The sequence below is a fragment of the Bradyrhizobium algeriense genome (assembly GCF_036924595.1).
GTDB lineage: Bacteria > Pseudomonadota > Alphaproteobacteria > Rhizobiales > Xanthobacteraceae > Bradyrhizobium > Bradyrhizobium algeriense.
The window spans coordinates 3,919,069-3,939,859 of sequence record NZ_JAZHRV010000001.1 but is presented as its reverse complement, the minus strand read 5'-3'; the positions used below and the strand labels follow the sequence as shown (position 1 = coordinate 3,939,859).

Below are 20,791 nucleotides of genomic sequence, written 5' to 3'. Positions count from 1 at the left end.
GCTTACTTGGTGCCGAACATTCTGTCTCCGGCATCGCCCAGGCCGGGCACGATATAGCCGTGATCATTCAGCCTCTCGTCGACAGCAGCGGTCCACATCGGGACGTCAGGACACTCAGTCTGAAATCGGGCAATCCCTTCGGGGGCCGCGAGCAAGCAGACGAACCTGATGTCTCGGGCACCTCGCGATTTGAGCAGGCTGACCGCGGCGCAAGCTGAATTTCCCGTCGCAAGCATTGGATCCAATAGAATCACGATGCGATCCGACAGATCCTGTGGCGCCTTGAAGAAGTATTCCACAGCTTGAAGAGTTTTCGGATCGCGGTAGAGGCCGATATGCGCGACGCGCGCTGACGGAACGAGCGCCAGCATGCCGTCGAGAAATCCGACACCCGCCCGCAATATCGGAGCGAGTGTGAGTTTCTTGCCCGCGATTTTTGGCGCCTTCATTGCAGCGAGCGGCGTATCGATGTCGACCATTTCCAAAGGCAATTCCCGGGTGACCTCATAGCAGAGGAGCATGCCTATCTCGTTCAGAAGCTCGCGAAAGCCCTTGGTCGAGAGATCCTTGTCGCGCATCAGCGAGAGCTTGTGCTGGACCAGGGGATGGCTGACGTGGTTTACGGCTTTGGGTGTCATAGGATCGCTTTGTAATTGACCATCGGCCCTGACCGTCAGTGGCCCGCCATGTGTCGCCCGATTTCGGTGAGATTGGCTTCGCTGGCGCGGGCCTCGTGGACAAATTCACCGTGGAACATCACGACCAGACGATCCGACAATTCGAGCAGTTCGTCGAGATCCTCGCTGACCAAAAGCACCGCGGCGCCGCGATTGCGGGCAGCCATGATCTCGGCGTGGATCTGGGCGACGGCGGCGAAATCGAGCCCGAAGCAGGGATTGGCGGCGATCAGCACCTCGACCTCGCCGCCGAGTTCGCGCGCCAATACCGCGCGCTGCACATTGCCGCCCGAGAGTGCCGAGATTGGCGTGTCCGGCGTGCGGGTCTTGATCTTGTACAGCCCGATCTTGCGTTCGGCATCCTTGCGGAAGGCTGACCGGTTCAGCCACCAGCCGCTTTTGGCAAATGGCGCCCGGTCGAATTCACGGAACGCGATGTTGTCAGCGACGCTCATGCCGCCGACGCAGGCGTTCTTCAAAGGCTCCTCGGGAAGCAGCGACATCTTGTGCCGGCGCATCTGTTCGCGGCGTGCATGATAGAGATCGCCGCCGACGCGGACCTCGCCGCTTTCGGCCTCGCGCTGGCCGGCCAACACTTCGACAAGCTGCCGCTGGCCGTTGCCGGAGACGCCCGCAATGCCGACGATCTCGCCGCCGCGCACGGTGAGCGATACGCCGTGGACGGCGATGGCCCCGGCATCGTCGAGCGCGGTGAGCTTGCTGAGTTCAAGCCGGGCTTCCCCGACTTCGCCAACCCGTGGCGGCTGGACCGTCAACTGTTCAGCGCCGATCATGGTGCGAGCCATATCGTCAGGCGTGAGTTCGGCGACCTTGCCGTGTCCGGCCAGTTTGCCCCGGCGCAGGATCGTCACGTCGTCGGCAAACGCCATCACCTCACGGAATTTGTGCGTGATCATCAGGATGGTCAAGTCGCCCGCCACGACCATGGCGCGTAACATGCCCAGCACCTCGTCGGCCTCGCCCGGCGTCAGCACGGAGGTCGGCTCGTCCAGGATGAGAAAGCGCCGCTTCAGGTAGAGCTGCTTGAGGATCTCGCACTTTTGGCGCTCACCAGCCGAGATGTCGGACACCTTTGCGTTGAGCGGCACCTTGAACGGCATCCGCGCCAAAAACGCTTCCAGCGCCTTCTTTTCCTTTGACCAGTCGACGACCGCCGGCACGTCGTCGCGCGCCAGCACCAGGTTTTCGGCGACCGTCATCGCCGGCACCAGCGTGAAGTGCTGGTAGACCATGCCGAGCCCGAGCGCATGCGCTTCCTTGGGATTGGCGATCGCCTGTTCGCGGCCGCCGACCAGTACGTCGCCTTTGGTCGCGCGGTAATAGCCCATGATGCATTTCACCAGCGTGCTCTTGCCGGCGCCGTTCTCGCCGAGCAACGCATGGAACGAGCCCGGCCGCACCTTGAGTTCGACGTTATCGAGGGCGACAAAGTCGCCGAACCGCATGGTCATGGCGATGGCGTCGACGCCGAGCGCCCCGCTGGGTAACGGCGTCTCGCCGATGATCATGACAGCGCTCCGATTAGCGCCGTCGAGGTCGCGACCGCGCCGAACACGCCGCCCTGCATCTTGATCATTTTCAGCGCGTGGTCATGGTTGCTCTTGTCGGTCGCGGCGCAGCAATCCTCGATCAGGACGCATTCGAAGCCGCGATCATTGGCCTCCCGCATCGTGGTGTGGACGCAGACGTCGGTGGTGATGCCGGTCAGAACGATATTCTCGATACCGCGCAGCCGCAGCATCAGCTCGAGGTCGGTGGCGCAGAACGATCCCTTGCCGGGCTTGTCGATGATGGGTTCGCCCGGTAGCGGTGCCAGATCTGGAATGATTTCCCAGCCGGGCTCGCCGCGCACCAGCACGCGGCCGCATGGGCCGGGGTCGCCGATCCCGGCCCCGATCTGCCGAGAGCGCCACTGCTTGTTGGCGGGCAGGTCGGCGAGATCAGGCCGATGTCCTTCGCGGGTATGGATGATGTGAAAGCCTTGCCCGCGCATTACCGCGAGCAGTTTCTTGATCGGCTCGATCGGCGCGCGGGTCAGCGACAGGTCGTATCCCATCTTGTCGACATAACCGCCAACGCCGCAAAAGTCGGTCTGCATGTCGATAATGATCAGCGCGGTGTTTTGCGGGCGCAGATCGCCATTATAGGGCCAGGCATAGGGTTCGGATGATATATAGCGCTCGGGCATGGTTCGCTCCCGCCTATCGGGTGATGGACAGTTCGGCCGGCGCGCCGGTCAGCGTGCGCTTCGGCGAACAGGTGATGATCATGATCGCCAGCGTCAGGATATAGGGCGCGGCGTTGAACAGATGATAGCCGGAGGTGACGCCGACCGATTGCAGCGCCGGTCCCAGTGCTGCCGCTCCGCCAAAGGCCAATGAGGCCCACAGGCACAGCATCGGGTCCCAGCGCGCGAAGATCACCAGCGCCACCGCCGTGATGCCCTGACCTGAGGAGAGGCCCTCGTTCCAGCTGCCGGGATAGAACAGCGACAGGAACGAGCCGCCAATCCCGGCGAGAAAGCCGCCGACCATGGTGGCGCGCAACCGGATCCAGAGCACGGAATAACCCATCGCGCGTGCGGCATCCGAACTTTCGCCCGCGGTCCGGATCAACAGACCCCAGCGCGTGGTTCGGAACGCCCAAAACAAAATCGGCGCGATCGCCACCCCGATCAGGAACAGCACATTGATCCGGAGCGCCGCCCGCACCTGGGGGATGTCGCTCCACCAGCCGAAATCAATCGCCGGCAGGCGCGCCGCGGTCGGTTCGATCAGCGGTTTGCCGAGATAGAACGCCAGGCCTGTTCCGAACAGCATCAGCGCGATGCCGACGGCAATGTCGTTCACCCGCGGCAGCGAGCAAATGCCGGCATGAAGCGCGCCGAGCAGGGCGCCCGTGATGCCGGCCGCCAGCACGCCAAGCCAGGGCGAACCCGAGAGAAAGGAGATGCCGTAGGCGCTCATCGCACCCATGATCAGCGTGCCTTCGAGGCCGAGATTGATGCGCCCCGAGCGCTCGGTGATGCATTCGCCCAGGCTGACGAACAAAAATGGCGTCGAGACGCGGATGGCGCCGCCGAACACGGCCAAGGGAACGGTCCAGAGTCCGATCGATCCGTCCGCCATGTCAAGGTTTTCCCTTCAGGAACCCGATCCGCCCGTACAGCGCGTCGCTGGCCAGAACAAAGACGAAGATGATCCCCTGCAGCACCAGCACGGAGGCGTCCGGTAGGCCCAGTCGCCGTTGCAGCAGCCCACCGCTGGCGCTGATTCCGCCGAGCAGGATCGCGACGGGAATGACGGCCAGCGGATTTTGCCGCGCCAGAAAAGCGACGAGGATGCCGGTGAAGCCATAGCCCGCGGCGAGGTTGGCGTTGGTGCGGCCCCGCACGGCCGCGACCTCGATCATGCCCGCAAGGCCGGCTGCGCCGCCTGCAAGGAAGCAAATCGTCAGGATCAGTTTGCTGACGCCGAGGCCGACAATTTTGGCCGCACGGATGTTGCCGCCGGCGACCCGCGCGGCGAAGCCGAACACGGTGTGATAGATCAGGATATAGGACGCCAGGGCCGCGACCAGGCCGAACGCCAGCCCCCAATGCACGTCAGTGCCGGGAATGCTGCCGATCATGTTGGCGGCGCCGATTTCGCGGGTCGAGGGCTTGTTGAGACTGGACGGATCGCGCATCACGCCCTCGACCAGATGGTTGAGGACAGCAAGGCCGATATAGACCAGCAGCAGGCTCGAGATCGTCTCGTTGACGCCGCGGTATTGCCGGAGCGCACCAGCAAGCGTGATCCAGAGCCCGCCGCCTGCGACGCCGGCGCAAACCATCGCAATTTGTACCACCAGCGGCGGTGCCCACGGCATGGCTAGAGCGATTGAGGTCGCAGACAAGGCGCCGATCAGCAGCGCGCCTTCGCCGCCGATGATGACCATGCCGAGCTGTGCGGGCAGGGCGGTGCATAGCGCCGTCAGGATCAGGGGTGCGGCGCGCGTCAGCGTGTTCTGCCAGGAGAACCAGGTGCCGAACGCACCCTGGTACATGTAGAAATACAAATCGAGCGGGTTCTTGCCGAACAGGGCCACGAATATGCCGAACACCGCGAGCGCGCCGACCAGCGCCGCGCCGGGTATCAGGATGTATTCGATGGTCGCGCCGTAGCGTTGCAGGAAGCCGGGATCGGCGGCCGGAGAGACTGCGACCGCCTCGACAGGATCCGCCGTCTCAGTGGTCACGAAGTTGCTCCGAGCACGCCCTCGACCAGATAGTCCATCTTCTCCAGCTCAGGATCCTTCTGGCCGCGATCAGTGCTGGCGGCAATGACCGCCTTGCCCTTGTTGTCCATGATCGGACCCTTGAAGATGGTGTAGCCTTCGGCGGACAAGAACTTGGCCTTGATGTCGTCGGCGTGCTTGCGCGCTTCCGCCGAGACCGCCTCGCCATAGGGCGAGCATTTCACGATCTCTTCCTTCAAGCCGCCGCGATAGAAATTCGGGATAGCTTCGCCCGCGGCGATCATCTTGACGAACTTCGGATACAGCGCCTCCCAGTTCCACTCCGCGCCGGTGAGATAGGCCTTCGGCGCCAGCGGCGACTGGTTGACGTGATAGCCGCAGACCATCGCGCCGCGGCGGGCGGCGTTCTCGACCATGGTCTTCGGACCATCGACGTGACAGGTGAGGACATCGACGCCCTGGTCGATCAGACTGTTGGTGGCTTCAGCTTCCTTGACCGGCATCGACCAGTCGCCGGTGAAGATCACCTGCGTGGTCGCCTTCGGGTTGGCAAGCCTGGCTCCTAGCGTGAAGGCGTTGATATTGCGCAGCACCTGCGGGATCGGTTTTGCGGCGACGAAGCCGAGTTTGCCGCTCTTGGTCGAATAGCCGGCGACAATGCCCGAGATGTACTGGGCTTCGTCGATGTAGCCAAAATAGCTGCCGGCATTCGTGGGATCCTTGTCGCTCCACAACCCGCCGCAATGTTCGAAGCGCAGTTTTGGAAACTTCTTGGCCATCTTGATCATGTGCGGGTTGTAATATCCGAACGAGGTCGGGAACAGCAGCGTCGCACCGTCGAGATTGATCATCGACTCAATGGTCTTTTCGACCGCGTCGGTTTCCGGGACTTTCTCTTCCTCGACCACCTTGAGGCCGGGGCATCTTCTTCAGCGCCGCAGCACCTTGCGCATGCGCCTGGTTGTAGCCGTAGTCGTCGCGCGACCCGACATAGATGAAGCCGATGGTGGTGTCGGCCGCCAGCGCCGAGTGCGCACCAAATGCCGAACCCAGCGTCAGCGCCGCGCCGCCTTGCAACAAATGCCGTCGTGAAATCCTGCCAAAATCCATTGCCTGCTCCCTCTGGGCGAGCGGGTCGCCCTTCATTGCGCAGCCGCGCCGAAACGGCGGAGCTCAGGAGAGGTGTCGCAATGTTCGTGCCAGAGATTTCTCGATGAGCATTTGGTCGTAACCATTTGAAAATAATCGGATATGACCGCTCGACTGAATCTTGTGCAGCAGGTTACATGCCTAAATTTACGGCATAATTCGCATGTTGTATGCAACGTAGCTGAGCAATCGCAACTCGATCCGGTTGCCGGTTGGCCGCGCTCAAAGCTAAGTCCTTCGTCTATGGAAAAGTCCCGTTCCCAAAAGAAGCGCGTGTCGATCGCCGGCGTGCATATCGATCGTGCGTCAGCGGTTCCGATTTATCTGCAGATCGCGGCGCATCTCCGGAACGGAATTCTGCAGGGGGCGCTTCCGGCCGGCACGCAGTTTCTCGGTTCGCGGGAGATCGCGCGCGAACTGGGCTGTTCACGAACGGTGATTCTGACCGCGTGGGATTTGCTTTATGCAGAGGGTTACCTGGAATCGACACCGCGCGGAGGTGTCACCGTGGCGTCGGTCAAGCAGGCGCAGGTGAACCCGGCGCCTGCTGCGTTCGTCTCGGAGGCTGCTTCAACGGCGATCGAGATTGGCCCCGTCTCCGATCGCTGGCGGTCCCTGCTGGCGTTCGAATACGACACCAACTGGAAGTCTGAATTCAGCCCCGGTGCGCCAGACGTCTCCAGCTTTCCGTTCAAGGAATGGGCGAGGCTGCTGCGGCAGGCCTGGCAGAATCCCAGGAATTCCGACTGTCTGGATCTTCCGCCCGAGGGGCATCCGGTGCTGCGGAGCGAAATCGCCAATTTTCTCGGATCGGTTCGCGGTCTCGTCTGTGCGCCGGGCAATGTGGCCGTGACCTCCGGCACTTCAGGCGCGCTGGATTTTTGCAGCCGGATGATCCTCGATCCGGGCGACGAGGTCTGGGTCGAGGAGCCGGGGTTCGTCGAAGCCCGATGGACGCTGACGGCGGCCGGCGCGAAACTCATTCCGGTGCCTGTCGACGACAAGGGGCTCTGCGTCTCCGAGGGGATTCGGCTGGCGCCGAATGCGAAGCTCGTGGTCGTGACGCCGTCGCATCAATATCCAATCGGCGTCAGCATGGGGCTCGAGCGGCGGCTCGAGCTTTTGGACTGGGCGAACAGGAATGATGCCTGGATCATCGAAGACGATTACAATTCGGAGTTCAGGCATCAAGACAGCATGATCGCCTCGCTGCGGTCGCTCGATCGCGACGGACGCGTGATCTATCTCGGGACATTCTCGAAGCTGGTGATGCCTAGCCTGCGTATCGGCTACATGATCGCCGACGAACGCCTGATCAGGGCGTTCTCAAAAGGTCGCGCCCGGATCGATGTCCACACATCTGGGATCGGGCAAGTCGCGCTGGCGGAATTTATGCGGGAAGGACACCTGCTGAGGCACCTGCGGCGAATGCGGAAGGTTTACGCCGAGAGACGGGCTGCCCTGATTGACGCGATCGCCACGTTGATGCCGGACGACTTGACCGTGTCATCCGCAGCGACCGGGCTGCATCTGGTCGCCTTCTTTACCGAGCGAATGCGGGCGCGGCTGAGCGACACCCAGGCGGCAAAGCTCCTGCTGAAGACGGGTATTCATGTGCAGCCGCTGTCGCAGAACTATCTCGGCGAGCCAACGCGGCAAGGATTGGTGTTCGGGTATGGGCGGCTGCAGACAGAGGATGCGCACCGGCTCATTTCCAAAATGGCCGAATCCTTGAGTGGCCGGACTTCATAGCTGCAATCGGTGGTTTGGTGTACGGGCGACGCTGCTACTTTCGCAGGCAACGCAGCACCGAAAAGTGCAGAAGTCCCTTGCAGGAGTGAGGCGGCGATTTCGGGTGGCTGGCCTACCTGTTTGCGGCAACTCTGGCTCTATACGGTGCCTCGACCGGTCTGTCACAAATTCGCGCGGGTGGCCTTCACAGGGGAAACAGGGTGATGATGACGGATCGTGGCGTCTCGTTGAAGCTGTTGATCGGCGTGGCCTGTCTTTTGTCGGCGCCGGTCGTTGCGCAGGCGCAGACGCGCGCCGAGACGCTTCGTCAGGTGACCGGCAACAACATCAACACCCTGGATCCTTCGACGCCCGGAGCCACGCGGGAGGCGTTCGGCGTGTCGACCAGCACCTACGATCGCCTCGTGGCATTCGATCGCAAGCGCGAAGCCGGCGTCTGGGTGTTCGATCGTACGAAAATCCGCGGCGAGCTTGCCGAGAGTTACGAAGTCAGCCCGGACGGTCTCAAGATCACTTTCAAGCTGAGAGATGCGAAGTGGCACGACGGCACTCCCATTACCGCCGATGATGTCAAATGGTCGCTTGACCGGGCCGTGAGTGCGAAGTCCCTTTCAAAAGGTCAGCTGGGGACCGGTTCGCTGACCACGCCCGAACAGTTTATCGTCGTCGACGCGCGCACCATTGCGGTCACCCTGCCCAAGCCGGACCGGCTTGCGCTTTCCAACCTTGCCACGCCGCTCGCGCCGATCTTCAACAGCAAACTGGCCAGGCAGCATGCGACATCAGAAGATCCCTGGGCGCAGGAATGGCTGAAGACCAATACGGCCGGCGGCGGCGCCTACACGATCGAGATCTTCAAGCCGGGCGAGCAAGTGGTGCTGCGGCGGAACGATGACTGGAAGAGCGGTCGCGGCGGCCAGTTGCCGTTCTTCAAGCGGGTCATCGAACAGACCGTTCCGGAACCCGCGACCCGCGCCAATCTGATCGAAAAGGGCGATGCCGATATTGCCACCGATCTCCAGGCCAGTGACGTGCTGGCGCTGCAGTCTCGCGGCAAGCTCAGGGTGGATTCGACGCCGCAAAGCAACGGCTTCACGATGGTCGCGTTCAATACCCGGATGGCACCTTTCGACAATGTCAAGGTGAGACAGGCCATCGCCGCGGCGCTGCCTTATGACTCCATGTTGGAGGCGGCGATTTTCAAGCGAGGCTTTGCCCTGTTCGGCGCATCCTGGACGGAGCCTCCGACCGGAGATTTTCCGCAAGCCATGCCGACCAGGACCGATCTGGTCAAGGCCAAGCAACTGCTTGCCGAGGCGGGTGTCGCCGCCGGCTTCAAGACCACGTTCACGATCAACGTCGGCTCGGCGGCGATCACCGAACCTATGGCCGCGCTTATCAAGGAATCGCTGGCGAAGATCGGTATCGAAGTGGACATTCAAAAGCTGCCCGACGCACAGATGAGCACCGCCATCACCGACAAGCGGCTGCCGTTCTTTACCGAAGGGTCGACGGCATGGCTTCCGACCACCGACTATTTCTTCCGCAACTTCTTTACCGGCGATCAGCGCTGGAACTACAGTTCGTGGAACAATGCTGGTGTGACCGAACTGGGGGCCAAGGCGCGCTTTGAACTTGATCCGGCCAAGTACGAAGAGATGAGCAAGCAGATGATCGCCGAATACGTCAAGGAGATGCCGCTGGTTCTGCTCTGGCAGGCGAACCAGGATGCCGTGATGGCACCCAACCTCGACGGCTATACCTACTGGTTTCATCGCCAGCTCGACTTTCGCGACCTGAGCCGCAAGCAATAATGTGGCTTTCGTCGTCGCGCCCTGCCTTGTTCGATGCGCTGTGAAAGAAGGCAATGCCTGAACAAGGAATGAAATGAACGGCTCGGACAGGGAATGGGAAGTCGGAACCGATATCGGGGGCACGTTCACGGATATCATTGCCATCCGTCGTGATCCCGCCGAAACCCGGATTGCCAAGGTTCCGTCGCGTCCGCATGCGCCGGTCGATGCGATGCTCGAAGCCATCGAAGCCGTCGGGCTGCAGAAAGATCAGGTCAAGCGTTTCGTCCATGGCACCACGCGGGTGACCAATGCGATCGTCGAGGAGCGTCTGCCGAAGGTCGCGCTGATCGCCACCGCGGGATTCGAGGATGTGCTCGATATCGCCCGCTACCGGCGCCGTGATCTTTACCGCCTCGACATCCCGCCAAAATCTCCATCATTGGTGCCGCGCGAGCTTTGCTTTGGCTTGGTTGAGCGGCTTGATCACGAAGGAAACGTGCTGAAGCCGTTGGAGGATTGCGAGATCGATCGTCTGGTGACCTGGCTCAAGCAAACGGGTGTGCAAAGCGTGGCGGTGGCCCTGCTGCATGCCTACGCCAATCCGGTGCATGAGAGGATGCTGGCTGAGCGCCTGAAGGCGATCGTGCCGCATGTCTCGCTGTCACATGAGGTCAATCCGGAGGCGCGAGAATATGAGCGCACGTCGTCGACGGTGTTCAATGCGGCGGCGATGCCGATTGCCGTCGAATATTTGAGTGAGCTGGAGCAGCGCTTGCCGATTGGGCCCGGCCTGCAGGTGTTCCATTCCGCTGGAGCCATGGTTCCGATTGCCACGGTCAAGCGGCGCCCCCTGGTGATGGCGATGTCCGGGCCGGCGGCTGGTGTATCGGCGTCGGTCAGCATTGCGCGCCAGCTCGGCACATCGAGAATGCTCACCTTCGATATGGGTGGTACCACCACCGACGTCTGCCTGATCATCGATGGACAGGCGGAGATGGCGGACGGCCGGATGCTCGGGGATCGACCGCTGCGTCAGCCGATGCTGGCGGTTCACTCGATCGGTGCGGGAGGTGGTTCGATCGTGCGCAATGGGCCGGGCGGCTTGACCGTGGGACCCCAGAGCGCGGGGTCGGAACCCGGCCCGGCCTGCTATGGCCGCGGTGGCACTGCGCCGACGATCACCGATGCCAACGCCGTGCTCGGCTATCTCAATCCTGAGACGCGGCTCGGGGACCGTATCAGTCTCGACATCGAGGCTGCCCGGCGCACCATTGCGCCCATTGCACAGGCGCTGAATCTGAGTCTTGAGGAAACTGCACTCGGCATCGTCAAGGTCGCCAACGCCACCATGGCGCGGGCGCTGCGCCGGGTGACGGTGGAACGCGGCATCGATGGGCGCGACTGTACGCTCCTTGCCTTTGGCGGTGGCGGTCCGATGCATGCAGCGGGGTTGGCGGATCTCTACGGCATCGGCTCGATCGTGGTGCCCAACGCATCGAGCGCCTTTTCCGCGCTTGGCTGCCTGACCGCCGATTTCAGTTTTCTGCAGCAGCAGACCTTCCGCGTCGCACTGGATGGCATCGATCTCGATCGGGTGCTGAAGCGGATCGAGATACTCATCGGGCAGGCGTCGGAGCCGTTGATTGCCAACGGAGTTACGCGCGCAGCGATCGATGTCGATCTGATCGCATTGATGCGATATGCCGCGCAGAATGACGCCATTGCGGTCCCATTCTCTCTGCCGCTGGACGCTACGCGGCTGCGGGAAGATTTTCTCGCCCGTCACCACGAACTGTTCGGCTATGCGACGGCCGAGAGTTGCGTCATCGAATCGGTGCGCGTGCAGGCGCGGCGGCCATCGACCACCATCGTCGATCGCCCCACGACCGCTATCCGAAAACTGCGCGCGACCTCACGCCGATGCTCGTTCGATGGTGTTCATGACGTGGCGACTGAGATCGTAGACCGTGCTTCCATGAAGGAAGCGGTCCTTGGGCCTGCGATCATTGAAGATGCGTGGTCCACGGTTGTGATCCCGCCGGGCTGGCAGGTCAAACCGGACGCGATCGGTCATCTCTTTCTGACGAAGGTGACGCCATGAGGCTCGATCCGTTTACCGTCGAGGTGATCCGGCATGGCCTGTCGGCGGCGGCCGAGGAGATGAGCCTGGTGATGACGCGTTCGGCGCGTTCGCCACTGCTGCGCGAAGCCGGCGACCTGTCGTCGGCGATCACCGATGCCAGGGGCGATCTGGTCGGCCAGGGCAGGGATATTCCGATCCATCTCGGGGCGATGGCTTACACCGTTCCGGAACTGCTGAAAGTCCTGCCTGTCAGCGGCCTGAACGACGGCGACGTTCTGATCTATAATCTTGGTGCGCTCGGCGGCAACCATCTGAACGACGTCAAGGTGGTTCGGCCGGTCTTCGTCGACGGCGATATCGTCGCATTCGCCATTAGCCTCGCGCATTGGCCCGATATCGGCGGGACATGGCCGGGCAGCTACTTCGCCAAGGCCATCGACACCTTTCAGGAGGCGATGCGCATTCCCCCGGTTCTGATTGCGACAGCAGCAGGCGTGAATACGCCGATCATGCAGCTTCTGAAGGCCAATGTGCGCGATCCCGAAGCGTGCGAGGGCGATCTGCTTGGACAGATCGCCGCAACCAAGGCCGGCGAAAGGCGCATCGTGGAGCTTTGCCGGCAACACGGCAAGGATGTTTTCACCGTGGCGCTGGCGCGTCTGCACGATCTGTCGGAGATCGAGATGCGCGAGGCGATCCGTGAACTGCCCGACGGCGTCTATGAAGGCGAGGACTACCTGGACGATGGCGGCGCGGGCGGCGAACCCGCCCGCATTCACGTCAAGATCACCATCGCCGGAGACGAAGCAACCTTTGATCTGTCTGATAGCGCCGACCGGGCCTCGAACTTCTGCAACACCACGCCGTTCATTGCGCGTTCCGCGGTGGCTTATTCGGCGCGCATCATGAGCGGGCGCGAGATGCAGCAAAACGCAGGCGCCTTGCGGCCGCTCACGATCGTCACGCGTCAGGGCTCGATTCTGGAGCCCGGGTGGACGGCGGCCGTCGCGGCTGGAAATCACGAAACCTCAATGCGCATCGTCGATGCAATCTTCCGCGGGATGCAGGACGCAATTCCGGAGCGCCTGTCTGCAGGCGGGACAACGACCGCCAGTGTACTCTTCTTTGCCGAGCCACGGTCGGATGGCTCCTGGAAGATGCTGTACGAGGTCCATGGCGGCGGCGAGGGCGCACGCCATGATCGCGACGGCGTTTCGGCGACGCGCGTACACCTTGCCAATACGTCCAACACGCCGGCCGAAGTAATCGAGGCCAACTACAAGATCCGGGTCGAACAGCAAACCATTCGCCGCGAGTCCGGCGGCGCCGGAAAATACCGCGGCGGGGACGGCGTGGTGCGTTCCTATCGGATTCTCGCGCCGTCCATGCACCTGACCACCTGTATCGAGCGGATGGTGATCCCGCCATTCGGTATGCAGGGCGGTCAACCCGGCGAGACCTGCCGGGTATCGCTGATCAGAAACGGCGCGAATGTCGAAATCGATGGCAAGTCGAATCTGGTGCTGCAGCAAGACGATCTTGTCACCATCGAAAGCTGCGGTGGCGGCGGTTATGGAATCGCGAAAGAGATTTCTCGATGAGCAAACTTTTGCGGACCGGCCTGAATGCGGGTGACAGCGCACCGCTTACCGTTGTCGGGGGCGAGGGTGTCTATTTCCATCTCGAGGATGGCCGGCGCCTGATCGACGGAAGCAATACCGGCGGCGGCCTGGGCCATCGCCATCCGGCGATGGTAGAAGCGATCCGTCGTGCTGCGGACACTCCCGTCGTGAACGAAGGCTGGACCTGGATCGGGCGCGAGCAAGCCGCCGACGACCTGATCCGGGTAGCGTTCGAGGGTGAAGAGGATTGGGTCGGTGCCGTCCGCTTCTGCATCAGCGGAAGCGAGGCGAACGATATGGCGCTCTCGCTCTGTCAGGCACTGACGCAGCGCACGGCGCTGGCCACCCGCGAGCGCGCCTATCATGGCCTGGTCGGTCTTTCCCGCAGCATGACCGTGCAGCCGCAATGGCATGGCGGCCTGGCGGTGCATGCCGGTGGCTCGCAGCTCCCTGCCGCCATGGCGCCGGTTCGTATTCTGTCCGCGCCCGATGGCGCGATCTATGGTGCGCCTCCGAACAATCCGTCGGCGAAACAATATCTTGCCGACGCCGCAAGCACGCTGGCAGATACCGCCGCAACGATTATCGACTATACGCAAGGCGGCATTTACTACGACGCCGAATATCAGGACCAACTGGCGCTGCGGGCCCGCGAGGCTGGATCGATCTGGATCGCCGACGAAGTGGTGACCGGCGCGGGGCGGGCGGGGCGATGGTTCGCGTTCCAAGGCGCCGAGAGCCGTCCGGACATCGTGACGCTCGGCAAATCGCTGGGGGGCGGCGCGGCGGCGGTCGCGGCGGTCGTGGTGTCGAAAGCCATCGTCGAGCAACTCAGGGGCAAGAGCTGGCAGAACTACGGAACGTTGCGCGGTCACCCGATCAGCATGGCCGCCATCAGCGCCTACCTCCGCGTGGTCGCGAGCGAAGATATCCTCTCCCGGGTGCGGCAGCTCGAAGGGTTGTTCGCCCAACGTCTGCTCGAGATCGCCCGGCGGCATCCGAGCGTAAAACGTGTGGCGGGGCAGGGCCTGCATTGGACCATCGAGCTGCATGGACCGGATTGGCGGACGTGGCGCGCCGATACCCTTGAGGATCCCGTCGCCTCCCGCGTGGCGTTGCGTGCATTGGAGGCGGGTGCCGTCATTGGAACCAGCGGCGAACAGACGTCGTTGTTCCTTGCGCCGCCTCTGGTGATCTCCGCCGATGAATCTCATCAGCTGCTCGATGCGCTCGATCACGGCCTGCAGATTGCCGACGAGGAGCACGACCGGAATGCCGCGTCGAGCCACGGCCGATAGGGGGTTGAGCTAAAGTCGTCGATAGGCAGCCAATGAACAGCGTGTCTCCACTCTGGCCGGTCGGCGAACCTTGGCACCTGCCGATGCCTGAGGGAACGCTCTACCATGCGTTGGCGCGTGCTGCGCAGCAGCGCCCCCGTCATCCGGTGACCGCCTTCTATGGAGCGACGCTGAGCTATGGCGAATTGCGCCAGCGCATCGACGCGATGGCGGGCTTTCTGCAGCATGTGTGCGGCGTCAAACGTGGCGATCGCGTCTTGATCGCGCTGCAGAACTCGCCGCAATATATGATTGCGTATTACGCAGTGATGCGGGCGGACGCGGTGATCGTGCCGGTCAATCCGATGAACAAGACCGAGGAAATCGCCTTTCTCGTCGCCGACAGCGGGGCGACGGTGGCGATTGTCGGCAGCGAGTTGTGCGAAATATTCGCACCGCTGCTGGGAACGGTGCTCTCGCATGCCGTGGTCGCAAACTATCGCGACGAGGTGCCCACGGACACACCCTACGCCTTGCCAGCCTGCGTGAGGCAATCGAACGAGCAGCCGAGTTCCCCGGGATGGTTCCGCTGGCATGAGGCGATCGCTCAGGCGCAATCACCGACGCCAATGACCGCAGCGCCGGATGATCTTGTGATCATGCCGTACACATCCGGCACCACAGGCAAACCAAAGGCCTGCATGCACACCCATCGCAGTGCGTTGTTCACCGCGGTACTTCAGGCGCGCTGGTACAGGCTCGGCCACAACGATGTCATGACCGGATTCATGCCGTTGTTCCACGTCGCGGGAATGCAGGGATCGATGAATGCCGCCATCGTCGCGGGCGCTACGCTCGTACTGATGGCCCGATGGGACAAGGATCTGATCCCGGATCTGTTCGAGGCGCACGGCGTGACGTTCTGGAACGCCGCGCCGACGATGATCGTCGACGTTCTGGCCAGTGCGGGGTTCCGTGACGGCAGTTTCGCGCGGCTGAAGGTTCTGACTGGCGGCGGCGCAACCATGCCCGCCGCGGTCGCCGAGCGGCTGAAAACCCGTTTCAACCTCGATTACATCGAGGGATACGGCATGACGGAGACGATGTCGCCTACGCATCTCAATCCACTTGCCGCACCGAAGTGCCAGTGTCTCGGCATTGCCGTGCATGAAACCGATGCGCGGGTGATTGATCCCGATACGCTGGAGGAACTGGGCGACGGTGCCGTGGGTGAAATCATCGTGCATGGGCCGCAGGTGCTGCGGGGCTATTGGAACAAGCCTGATGCCGACACCTTCATCCAGTTCGACGGCAGGCGCTTTCTGCGGACCGGCGACCTCGGCTATCGCGACGCCGAGGGCTATTTCTTCGCGGTCGACCGGTTGAAGCGGATGATCAACGTCAGCGGCTTCAAGGTCTGGCCGGCCGAGGTGGAGGCGATGATGTACGAGCATCCCGCCATCAGGGAATGCTGTGTGATCTCTTCGCCTGACAGCTATCGCGGAGAAACCGTGAAGGCATTGGTGGCCGTACACGAGGCCGCGAGGTCGACAATCCGGCCGGAAGATATTCTGTCCTGGTCGCGCGACAGGATGGCGAGCTACAAGGCGCCCCGTTCGGTGGTCTTGGTCGACAGCCTGCCGCGCACCGAGAGCAACAAGATCAGCTGGCGTCTCCTGCAGGATGCAGAGTGGAATCAGTGACGGAGTCTGGCATCGGCCGCAGACGCCAACGAGACTGTCGAAACCTCCAATCTCGCTTGATGCAGCGGGCCTTCAATGTGCGGCTACATGGCGTGCCGTCTGGGAAGTTCCGCGTCCGCCGGGGGGCGATGCATAGACGAGCGGAAGCTCCGTCGTCGACTTGATCTGTTCCATGGCAAACATCGACGACACGTCGTAGATATCAATCTTTGCGATCAGTCGCTGGTAAAGTTCGTCGTAGGCGCGGATATCGGGCACCACGGCGCGGATCAGATAGTCGACGTCTCCGCTCAACCGAAAGAAATCCACGACTTCCGGAAAACTGGTCACGATCTTCCTGAATCGTTGCGCCCATTCGGCATTGTGCTGGTTGGTCTTGACCGCAATGAAAACGCTGACGCCGACGTTCAGCTTGTCGGCATTGAGCAACGCTACGCGGCCGCGGATATAGCCCAGGCTTTCCAGCTTCTGGATGCGCCGCCAGCACGGCGTCGAACTTAGTCCGACCCGGTCAGCAACCTCCTGTACCGACAGGCTGCTGTCCACCTGAAGCGTCGCCAGGATTTTGCGGTCAAACTCGTCGAGCACGTTGATCTCCAATTCAGATGAACATGAGTGATTTTTCTTACCGCTGACGATGCTAGGGGCAATATTATTGCCGGCTTTTGGCTATCGCGAGCATGAATATCCGTCATCGCGCCCAAACTTGCGGCAAGAAGCAAGCAAACTGCGGGTCTTCCTCCCTATGGTTCATCGGGTCGGCCAAGGGGAATGACGGTCGCTAGAGGTGCTTGATGACGCGGCCTTGTCGCAAATGGGTAAATGCCTCGATCGGCCGGATCGAAATGGAGCGTATGCGTTCCGCCGAAACCCATTTGCTCAGGATCGATCTGCCGGCCTTGCCCGGGCTGACGCTCTATTTGAAAGACGAAACGACGCATTTGACCGGAAGCCTCAAGCACCGTCTCGCGCGCTCGCTGTTCCTTTATGCCTTGTGTAATGGCCGTATCGGACCGGACTCGACGCTTGTTGAGGCGTCGAGCGGTTCGACCGCGGTCTCCGAAGCTTATTTCGCGCGGCTGTTAGGTCTGCGATTTGTCGCGGTGATGCCACGAACGACAACGCTGGAGAAACAGGCGGAGATTGTGTCGAACGGCGGCGAGATCCATCTCGTGGACGATCCTGCATCGATCTATGCAACCGCCCGGCGTATCGCTGATGAAGCCGGGGGCTGCTATCTCGATCAATTCACCTTCGCGGAGCGCGCGGTTGATTGGCGTAGCGACAATATCGCGGACTCGATTTTCTCACAGATGACTGCAGAAGAGCATCGGGTTCCGACATGGCTCGTTTGTGGTGCCGGCACCGGCGGTACCTCGGCGACGATCGGGCGTTATGTCCGCCACCGCGGATTGTCGACGATGCTTTGCCTCGCTGATCCTCTCGAGTCCGTCTACCACCGGCATATGGCCGATCCGCGGATCCGGATCTGGCCAAACCGGCGGTCGGTGATTGAGGGCATAGGCCGCCCTCAAGTCGAGGCTTCCTTCGTTCCAGAACTGATTGACCGGACGATTGCGGTGCCGGATGCCGCGAGCATCGCCGCTGCCCGCGTCATGTCAGAGTTTCTCGGGCGGCGCTGCGGCGGGTCGACGGGCACCAACCTTTGGGCGGCATTTGCGATCTTGAAGGAGATGGCCGCAGCCGGCGAGAAGGGATCGCTGGTGACGATATTGTGCGATTCCGGGGATCGCTATCGCAGCACCTTGTTCGACGACGGATGGTTGGCGGCTCAGGGATTGTCGTGCGCCGACCACGAAGCGCAATTGCGGCAGTTTCTTAGACCGGCCTCGCCAACGAGCAGGGCAAGCATGCATGATGCGCCGTACGGCCGTGTCGTAAACCAATGAGAGGCCTGCTAGGCGCGACGCCGTTCGTGTTGCGGGGCGTCTGCCTGGAAAGCTGTTTCTTAAACGGAGCTTGCAATGAGAGAACATTCCCTTTGATACCTTGTAGAAAGCGTCAGAGCCATGAGTCTGCAGGTTGTCTCGGACCACGGCATACCTGCTCTGATATGACCGTCCTATGATCTCCGCGCCGGCTTGGTAGGTTGTCTCTCATGAAGCGTTTCGCAAATTTGAAGAGATTGGGTTTTTTCACGCGGCTTCTCGATGAGGCGACCCCGGCCGAGCGATATCGTCTGGCGGCAGAGCAGATCAGGTACGCGGAAGCAGCAGGTCTTGATTCCGCTTGGATCGCGCAGCACCATTTCCATGAAGCTGAGGGAGGGCTTCCGGCTCCTTTCGCTTTTCTCGGTTTCGTCGCTGCGCAAACGTCCCGCATTCGCCTCGGGACCGGCATCGTCACGCTACCGCTGGAAAATCCTGTGAGGGTAGCGGAGGACGCCGCGGTTCTCGACCTGTTGTCGAATGGCCGTTTTGAACTCGGTGTCGGGACCGGCGGCAATCCATCGGCCTTTGCCGCCTTTGGACTTGATAGCGCGGAGCGTGCGGACATTTTCGTGCGCAATCTCGATATGGTCCGCAACGCCCTGGCAGGCCTGCCACTCGTCGGCGGCGATACGCTCTATCCGCCGAGACCGCAATTATGCGGCCGGATCTGGCAAGCGACCTTTTCAGTTGGCGGCGGGACCAGAGCAGGCAGAGCGGGCGACGGTCTGCTGCTGTCAAGGACGCAGCCGCGGTCGAGGGAAGCTCCGCGCGCGTCGCTGGCCGAGATTCAACATCCCATTATCGACGCCTATCTCGACGCATTGCCGCGTGGATGCGAGCCCCGGGTTATGGCGTCGCGCAGCGTTTTCGCCGCCGACGATCGTCAGGAAGCGCTCCGGCTGGCCGATATCGGACTACGGCGTCAACGCGATCACTTCGTCGCGGGCGGTCACGCGTCGCCGGGGGACGCATTGGCCGACATGATCACCGCCTTCGACGTTCATGTGGGGACACCTGACGACGTCATCACCTCGCTGAGCGCCGATAGGACGCTTGAGCGGGTGACCGATCTTGTTTTTCAGGCGCATTCGATCGATCCTCCGCATCCATTCATTCTGCGGTCGATCGAGCTGATCGCGGAAAAGGTTGCTCCTGCATTGGGTTGGACAAAAACCACCGTGGCCGATGCCGCGCTGGTGGACTAGTTGGGATGCGAAAATCATCGAACTGAAAAAGGCCGAATGATGGGTACAGAGACAAGTGATATCATCGATATTCTCGCCGGTATCGAACCGGGATCCAGCCTGGACGGCATCCGCGCCCGACGCTTGCAGGCGCGGGAGAATGCTCAGAAGAGCTATGTCGCCTTGTTTGAACCGGTCGATTTTGCTGACGTCGCGGCCGCGGAACGGTATGCGGTCGCGGCATTCGTCGCCGGCGTTCATGATGAGCCGGCCGCAGCCGGCTTCTATTTTGCCAGGCTTGCCAAGGCGGCAGACCGATTGGACTGGGTCGATGCGCTCAAGGCTGAAATCGAGCGAGCCAGGACGCAAGGACCGTATGGCGCCTTTCCGGCTGGGCCACTTTCGGTCGAGGACAAGGCAGGCTTGATCTATCGCGTAGCCGGAGACGGTCAGCGCGTCCTTGGCGCGAGACTTGCCGCCGCACTTGAACATGCTCATCTGCTGGTATTCCGTCCGCGTGACGCTGCTCCTGCTGCCATGCAGGCACTGCTGGATGCCGGCTGGTCAACGACCGCTATCGTAACGTTGTCTCAACTGGTCGCGTTCCTGTCGTTTCAGGTTCGGGCCGTCGCCGGGCTGCGGACGCTTGGCGCGTCACTCGGACACCATGCAGATGCTGCGGCCCAAGCCAGTTGAGGAGCTAAAAATCATGAGTGATTCAATCGTCGTTCATGCCAACAGGAACGAACCGGTCGTCTTTACCCAGGACGAACTGGGCTGGCTGCCCTGGCTGGATCCGTTTCCCGAGGAAGACTTGACGGAGCGGCATTGGGCCGGCCTGGTCGATCGATCCCGCGCGAAGTCTGATTACTTTCGCCTGCTGGTGCGTGATCCCGAGGTTCTCGAAGCCAGGACCAAGACCGACAAGGATATCTTCTACAACACCGCAGATGGCTTGCCGCGGGCCGAGCGCGAACTCGCGGCCGCGGCGACGTCCCGCTACAATGGATGCATCTACTGCGCGTCCGTGCACGCGCGCTTCGCCACAGTCCATTCCAAGCGCCGCGACGATGTCCAGCGTCTGCTCGACGAGGGCGTGGGCGCCGGTCTCGGAGCGCGCTGGAACGCCATTGTCAGGGCTTCGGTTGCACTTGCCTCGACGCCCATCGCATTCGGCAAGCAACACGTCGAGGAACTGCGCGGCGTGGGTCTCGATGATGCCGAGATCGTCGACGTGATCAACAGCGCGGCATTCTTCAACTGGGCGAACAGGTTGATGCTGTCGCTCGGCGAGCCGACAAAGGGTGCCGATGCGTGATTGCACCGGCATCCTCTG

General features: G+C 62.0%; 16 protein-coding genes and 1 pseudogene. 10 read left to right on the top strand and 7 right to left on the bottom strand.

Annotation, left to right across the window (positions count from 1 at the left end):
• Window positions 1-2: 2 nt before the first annotated feature.
• From upp to V1286_RS19230, 6 genes and pseudogenes are all read right to left on the bottom strand, one after another.
• Complete coding sequence (gene upp, locus V1286_RS19255; protein ID WP_334481749.1) at window positions 3-638, bottom strand: uracil phosphoribosyltransferase; 636 nt, start codon at window positions 636-638, stop codon at window positions 3-5.
• A gap of 35 nt (window positions 639-673) precedes the next feature.
• Window positions 674-2,206 carry an ABC transporter ATP-binding protein gene (locus V1286_RS19250; RefSeq protein ID WP_334481747.1) on the bottom strand — a complete coding sequence of 511 codons (1,533 nt, stop codon included), beginning with the start codon at window positions 2,204-2,206 and terminating at the stop codon, window positions 674-676.
• A complete protein-coding gene (biuH, locus tag V1286_RS19245; protein WP_334481745.1) occupies window positions 2,203-2,886 on the bottom strand; it encodes a biuret amidohydrolase in 684 nt (227 codons plus the stop codon). The genes V1286_RS19250 and biuH overlap by 4 nt, the downstream gene beginning before the upstream one ends.
• A gap of 13 nt (window positions 2,887-2,899) precedes the next feature.
• Entirely contained in the window at window positions 2,900-3,826 is a 927-nt protein-coding gene (locus V1286_RS19240; protein WP_334481743.1) for an ABC transporter permease, read from the bottom strand.
• Window position 3,827: 1 nt separating this feature from the next.
• Window positions 3,828-4,937: an ABC transporter permease gene (locus tag V1286_RS19235; RefSeq protein WP_334481741.1), complete on the bottom strand. Its 1,110-nt coding sequence runs from the start codon at window positions 4,935-4,937 to the stop codon at window positions 3,828-3,830.
• A pseudogene (locus V1286_RS19230) lies at window positions 4,934-6,047 on the bottom strand (BMP family ABC transporter substrate-binding protein). The gene V1286_RS19235 and the pseudogene V1286_RS19230 overlap by 4 nt, the downstream one beginning before the upstream one ends.
• A gap of 282 nt (window positions 6,048-6,329) precedes the next feature.
• Here V1286_RS19230 and pdxR point away from each other — a divergent pair.
• The 6 genes from pdxR to V1286_RS19200 all read left to right on the top strand — a co-directional run bounded on the left by pdxR (window position 6,330) and on the right by V1286_RS19200 (window position 16,319).
• Complete coding sequence (gene pdxR / locus V1286_RS19225) at window positions 6,330-7,838, top strand: MocR-like pyridoxine biosynthesis transcription factor PdxR (protein ID WP_417021160.1); 1,509 nt, start codon at window positions 6,330-6,332, stop codon at window positions 7,836-7,838.
• 203 nt (window positions 7,839-8,041) lie between these two features.
• Window positions 8,042-9,652, top strand: a complete 1,611-nt coding sequence (locus V1286_RS19220) for an ABC transporter substrate-binding protein (protein WP_334481737.1) — start codon at window positions 8,042-8,044, stop codon at window positions 9,650-9,652.
• 73 nt (window positions 9,653-9,725) lie between these two features.
• Window positions 9,726-11,735, top strand: a complete 2,010-nt coding sequence (locus V1286_RS19215) for a hydantoinase/oxoprolinase family protein (RefSeq protein ID WP_334481736.1) — start codon at window positions 9,726-9,728, stop codon at window positions 11,733-11,735.
• On the top strand, window positions 11,732-13,318 hold the full coding sequence (locus V1286_RS19210) for a hydantoinase B/oxoprolinase family protein (RefSeq protein ID WP_334481735.1): 1,587 nt from the start codon (window positions 11,732-11,734) through the stop codon (window positions 13,316-13,318). The genes V1286_RS19215 and V1286_RS19210 overlap by 4 nt, the downstream gene beginning before the upstream one ends.
• Window positions 13,315-14,637: an aminotransferase class III-fold pyridoxal phosphate-dependent enzyme gene (locus V1286_RS19205; protein WP_334481733.1), complete on the top strand. Its 1,323-nt coding sequence runs from the start codon at window positions 13,315-13,317 to the stop codon at window positions 14,635-14,637. The genes V1286_RS19210 and V1286_RS19205 overlap by 4 nt, the downstream gene beginning before the upstream one ends.
• Window positions 14,638-14,669: 32 nt before the next feature.
• Window positions 14,670-16,319 (top strand): long-chain-fatty-acid--CoA ligase, encoded by a 1,650-nt coding sequence (locus V1286_RS19200; protein WP_334481731.1) that lies wholly within the window; start codon window positions 14,670-14,672, stop codon window positions 16,317-16,319.
• 72 nt (window positions 16,320-16,391) lie between these two features.
• Here V1286_RS19200 and V1286_RS19195 read toward each other — a convergent pair whose 3' ends face one another.
• Window positions 16,392-16,913 carry an Lrp/AsnC family transcriptional regulator gene (locus V1286_RS19195; RefSeq protein ID WP_244608249.1) on the bottom strand — a complete coding sequence of 174 codons (522 nt, stop codon included), beginning with the start codon at window positions 16,911-16,913 and terminating at the stop codon, window positions 16,392-16,394.
• A gap of 200 nt (window positions 16,914-17,113) precedes the next feature.
• Here V1286_RS19195 and V1286_RS19190 point away from each other — a divergent pair, with 200 nt between their 5' ends.
• The 4 genes from V1286_RS19190 to V1286_RS19175 all read left to right on the top strand — a co-directional run bounded on the left by V1286_RS19190 (window position 17,114) and on the right by V1286_RS19175 (window position 20,773).
• Entirely contained in the window at window positions 17,114-18,229 is a 1,116-nt protein-coding gene (locus V1286_RS19190; RefSeq protein ID WP_334481729.1) for a PLP-dependent cysteine synthase family protein, read from the top strand.
• Window positions 18,230-18,438: 209 nt separating this feature from the next.
• Window positions 18,439-19,476 (top strand): putative FMN-dependent luciferase-like monooxygenase, encoded by a 1,038-nt coding sequence (locus V1286_RS19185; RefSeq protein WP_334481728.1) that lies wholly within the window; start codon window positions 18,439-18,441, stop codon window positions 19,474-19,476.
• 39 nt (window positions 19,477-19,515) lie between these two features.
• Window positions 19,516-20,151 carry a CMD domain protein gene (locus tag V1286_RS19180; RefSeq protein ID WP_417021265.1) on the top strand — a complete coding sequence of 212 codons (636 nt, stop codon included), beginning with the start codon at window positions 19,516-19,518 and terminating at the stop codon, window positions 20,149-20,151.
• 13 nt (window positions 20,152-20,164) lie between these two features.
• Window positions 20,165-20,773, top strand: a complete 609-nt coding sequence (locus V1286_RS19175) for an alkylhydroperoxidase domain protein (RefSeq protein WP_334481727.1) — start codon at window positions 20,165-20,167, stop codon at window positions 20,771-20,773.
• Window positions 20,774-20,791 lie beyond the last annotated feature (18 nt).